This window comes from Bradyrhizobium altum, assembly GCF_020889705.1.
Lineage (GTDB): Bacteria > Pseudomonadota > Alphaproteobacteria > Rhizobiales > Xanthobacteraceae > Bradyrhizobium > Bradyrhizobium altum.
On the sequence record NZ_JACMYP010000444.1, the window covers coordinates 1 to 3,989 of the forward strand.

The window sequence follows — 3,989 nt, forward strand, 5'->3', positions numbered from 1 at the left end:
TGCCGACCGCGCCGCCGACCACGCCGGCCGCGGCGTCGACGGGCCCGAACGGGCCGGGGTCAACCCGGTTGTAGCTGTCTTGCCAGCTCGGATTCTGCCAGTCGCGGTCCCTCCGATAGATATGATGGCGATAGGCGGTGTCTGATCCCATCGCCTGGCATCGGGCGTCCGGATTGGCGTTCGAGCAGCGCATCGCCGTGCCGATCGTCTGTTGCGCCATCGCGGGGCCGGCCAGCACGGATGCGAGCAGGGCTGCTGCGCCAAGGAAAGCACCGTGGATTTTGAGTCGTGTCATGCGAGATTCTCCTCTTGCCGTCGTGGAGAGCTAATCTCGCCGTGGCGCGACCGTTCCGACGCGACCCTGCGCTGCGTTCAAACCAGTGTGAAGTTCCGTAACTCTCGCGCATGATGCGTTCCGGATGATGCGGCCTTTGACGAGAATTGCATGCACACTGGTGACGTCGACTACGCTGCCGGCGACGCCAGTTTGCGCGGCTATCTTGCGTTCGAGGACCGCGGCGTGAAACGTCCGGGCCTGCTGGTGTTCCACGAAGGGCTCGGACTCGGCGATTTCGCGATGGAGCGGGCGCGCAGGCTTGCCGAGCGTGGCTATGTGGCGTTCGCCGCCGACATGTTCGGCGAGCGGCGGCAGGCTGCCGATCTGCAGCAGGCAATGACGTTGATCGGTCATTTGCGCACCAATCCCGCCACGCTCCGCGCACGTGCCCGCGCCGCGCTCGCGACGCTCACGGCATTGCCCGAGGTCGACGCTACCCGTTGCGCGGCGATCGGCTTCTGCTTCGGCGGCACGGTCGTGCTCGAGCTCGCGCGCGACGGCGCTGACCTCAAGGCCGTCGTCAGCTTCCACGGCGTGCTCTCGACCACGCAGCCTGCGGCAGCGGGTGCGGTGAGGGCGAGCGTGCTGGTCTTGACCGGAGCCGACGATCCGCTGGCGCCTTCCGACCAGGTCGCGGCGTTCGAGAACGAGATGCGCACCGCCAAGGTTGCCGACTGGCAGGTGATCAGCTACGGCAACACGCTGCACGGTTTTGCCAACCCGGCCGCCGACGGCTCGATCATGAAGGCGGCGCTGTACGATGCGCGGGCCGACCGCCGCTCCTGGGCGGCGATGCAAGGCCTGTTCGACGAGGTGCTGGTTTGACGAGGTGCCGGCCTGACAAGATCGGCGATGTGGTGTTTGATCTGCCGTCACGCGCCGGCGCGGGGGATTGATGTTCGGAATCTTGAGTCTTGGCTTTCTGCTCGGCATGCAGCATGCGCTGGAGCCGGACCACATCGCGGCGGTATCGAGCATCGCGGCGCGCCGTACCCATGTCGGTGACATCGTCAAGCACGGCCTGACCTGGGGCCTCGGTCACACGCTCACGCTGTTCGTCTTCGCCGGCGCCGCGATCCTGCTCGGGCACGCGATCCCCGAGACGGTGGCGCAGCCGATCGAGACCGCGGTCGGCGTCATGCTGGTCGGCCTCGGCGCGCATGTGTGGTGGCGGCTGTGGCGCGATCGCGTGCACTTCCACACCCATTCGCATGGCGACGGCATGACGCATTTCCACGCCCACAGTCACGCCGGCGAAACCGTGGCGCGTGCGTCCACCGTGGCGCTTGCGTCCACCAGCCCGCATGTCCGCGCGGCGCACAGCCACGCCCATGGCTTCCGCTGGCGCACGCTGCTGGTCGGCCTGATGCACGGCATGGCGGGCTCCGCGGCGCTGTTGGTGCTGACGGTATCGCAGGCGCCGAATCCTGCGATCGGGCTTGGCTATGTCGCGCTGTTCGGCGTCGGCTCGATGATCGGGATGGGCGTGCTGTCGAGTGTGATCGCGGTGCCGCTCGCGGTCTCCGCACGCTGGCTGACCTGGGCCAATCGCGGCCTGCAAATGGCGGTCGGCGCGATCACGATTGCGATCGGCATCCACTCGATCATCGAGAACGCGTTCACCTGACGCACACGCACCCCGAGCCGCCGTTAACGATTCCTGATGCCGCACGGCCGCATTGACCGGATGCCGATGCTTACGCGTTAGGCTTACCGCCAGTTTGGCCCGCGTCCTTAACCCTTCCGCCCAGCCGTTGGATTAGGCTGCGGGTGGAACAATTCGGGACGCTGGGTGAACATGCGCGGAAGTCTTGCGCTTGCGATATTGGCTGCGATGACCTCGACGGCGCTGGCCGGCGGCGGCTTCGACATTGTCGTGCCCAATCGCCCTGGTGTGCCCATCATCATCAATGGCGTCGACGCGTCCTACGCCGTGGTCGAAAGTGCGATGGGGCTGGCCCGCAACGACTCGATGGTGCCGACCGTCTATGGCGGCCGCCCGATCGATCCCCAGCCGAATGTCGGCCATTATTATCCGAGCCTCGGCCACATGCCGGGTTACGGCCGCCTCGAGATCGAGCCGCCGGCCAACCGCCGCCTGCCGCAGCCGGCCGAGAGCTATCACGAATCATGGTCGGCCCGGTCAGCGCCGGTGCCGGCGCAGTCCAGCGTGCCGGTCGATCCGCCGCCGGTGATCTACGCGCCGCAGTTCAACGGGCCGCAGCCGCTGCCGGGACCGGTCCCGCGGCCACCGCGTCCCCGAGGACCCTAAACCAACTGCCCCAAATCAACAGCCCCTCGGGGGGCGCCTTCATAGCCACCAAGAGCTAAGCGACGAACAGAGAGACCATCAGGAGAGAGTAATGCGTCAAATGATCAAAGGACTGATTGCGGCCGTGGCCGTCATGGTGACCGCGCCCGCGATGGCATGCGGTTTCAACCCTTGCGGTGCGCCGGTTTATGCCGCGCCTGCCGTGACATATGGCTGCGGCGGGTGCGGTGGCTATGGCTACGGCTATGGCGGCTACGGCGCGGTCGAACGCCTGCCTGACCCGGATGCGGCCTACCCCGACGCAGCGCAGCAGTACTATTACGTCAACCAGGGACCGAGCTACACCGGCCCGGGCAATTGGGCGCCGCGTCCGTACTACCGCGAAGGCTATGGCCGTCCGTATTACGGCTATCGCCACTACGGCTACCGCCATCACTATCGGCCCTACCGTCCGCACTACGGCTATCGCTACGGCTACGCGCCGCATCGCTACGGCCATCCGGTGCTGCGCCGCTACTACTGATCCGACGATCGGTCGAAGAGACATCAGCGCCCGTTCGCATCAAGCGAGCGGGCGTTTTCGCTTACATCAGTCCGAGCCGGCTGGCGCCGATATAGAGCGCGAGCACGGCGGCGTTCGACACGTTGAGGCTCTTGATCTCGCCGGGCATATCGAGGCGGGCGACGACGCGGCAGGTCTCGCGCGTCAATTGCCGCAGGCCCTTGCCTTCGGCGCCGAGCACCAGCGCGAGCGGCTGCTGCAATTGAACCTTGCCGAGATCCTCGGTGCCCTCGCTATCGAGGCCGACGGTCTGGAAGCCGTGGTCGTTCAGTTCATTCAGCGCACGCGCCAGATTCTGCACGGTCACCATCGGCACCAGCTCGAGCGCGCCGGAGGCAGACTTCGCCAGCACGCCGGTGGCCTCCGGGCTGTGGCGGGCGGTGGTGACGATCGCCTTCACCGCAAATGCCGCGGCCGAGCGCAGGATGGCGCCGACATTGTGCGGATCGGTGATCTGGTCGAGCACCAGCACGATGCCCTCCTGCGCCAGCGTGTCGATGCCGGGCGAGGGCAGGGGGTCGGCCTCCGCCAAAAGCCCCTGATGCACGGCATCGGGGGTGAGGCGCCGGTCGATGTCGCCGGGCCGGACGATCTCCGGGGTGACCCGGGTCGCGATGTTTTCGTCGGCAAGGCGCTTGGCGGCGTTCTCGGTGAGGTAAAGCTTGCGGATCTGGCGGCCCGGGTTGGCAAGCGCGGCCGCCACCGTGTGCCAGCCATACAGAATCACCGGTCCGTCGGAACCGGATTCGCGCTCCCGCCGGGCCGGCGGGCGGCCGAATTTCGGCCCTTTTTGGAAGGGTTTACCGCCCTTGCCTCGG

The 3,989-nt window shown here is 67.0% G+C and carries 5 protein-coding genes and 1 pseudogene; 4 read left to right on the forward strand and 2 right to left on the reverse strand.

All coding sequences use genetic code 11. From position 1 onward, the window contains the following. A pseudogene (locus H8B02_RS45870) lies at positions 1–295 on the reverse strand (hypothetical protein); the annotation flags it as partial. 150 nt (positions 296–445) lie between these two features. On the opposite strand from H8B02_RS45870, the gene H8B02_RS45875 reads away from it, so the two are divergent. The 4 genes from H8B02_RS45875 to H8B02_RS45890 all read left to right on the forward strand — a co-directional run bounded on the left by H8B02_RS45875 (position 446) and on the right by H8B02_RS45890 (position 3,132). After that, positions 446–1,162, forward strand: coding sequence for a dienelactone hydrolase family protein (locus H8B02_RS45875; protein ID WP_229172303.1), 717 nt, complete (start codon positions 446–448; stop codon positions 1,160–1,162). Positions 1,163–1,232: 70 nt separating this feature from the next. Next, positions 1,233–1,964: a sulfite exporter TauE/SafE family protein gene (locus H8B02_RS45880; protein ID WP_229172304.1), complete on the forward strand. Its 732-nt coding sequence runs from the start codon at positions 1,233–1,235 to the stop codon at positions 1,962–1,964. A 171-nt stretch (positions 1,965–2,135) separates the two neighbouring features. Further along, positions 2,136–2,609, forward strand: coding sequence for a hypothetical protein (locus tag H8B02_RS45885; protein ID WP_229172305.1), 474 nt, complete (start codon positions 2,136–2,138; stop codon positions 2,607–2,609). Between the two features lie 91 nt (positions 2,610–2,700). After that, positions 2,701–3,132: a hypothetical protein gene (locus H8B02_RS45890; protein WP_229172306.1), complete on the forward strand. Its 432-nt coding sequence runs from the start codon at positions 2,701–2,703 to the stop codon at positions 3,130–3,132. Between the two features lie 61 nt (positions 3,133–3,193). Here the strand turns inward: H8B02_RS45890 and rlmB are convergent. Beyond that, the coding region (gene rlmB / locus H8B02_RS45895; RefSeq protein WP_229172307.1) for a 23S rRNA (guanosine(2251)-2'-O)-methyltransferase RlmB at positions 3,194–3,989 on the reverse strand (796 nt) is incomplete at its 5' end.

Excerpts from the sequence above, each read along its gene's own strand:
- H8B02_RS45890 (WP_229172306.1), top strand. The coding sequence starts at position 2,701 with ATGCGTCAAATGATCAAAGGACTGATTGCGGCCGTGGCCGTCATGGTG.
- H8B02_RS45875 (WP_229172303.1), top strand. The coding sequence starts at position 446 with ATGCACACTGGTGACGTCGACTACGCTGCCGGCGACGCCAGTTTGCGC.
- H8B02_RS45880 (WP_229172304.1), top strand. The coding sequence starts at position 1,233 with ATGTTCGGAATCTTGAGTCTTGGCTTTCTGCTCGGCATGCAGCATGCG.
- H8B02_RS45885 (WP_229172305.1), top strand. The coding sequence starts at position 2,136 with ATGCGCGGAAGTCTTGCGCTTGCGATATTGGCTGCGATGACCTCGACG.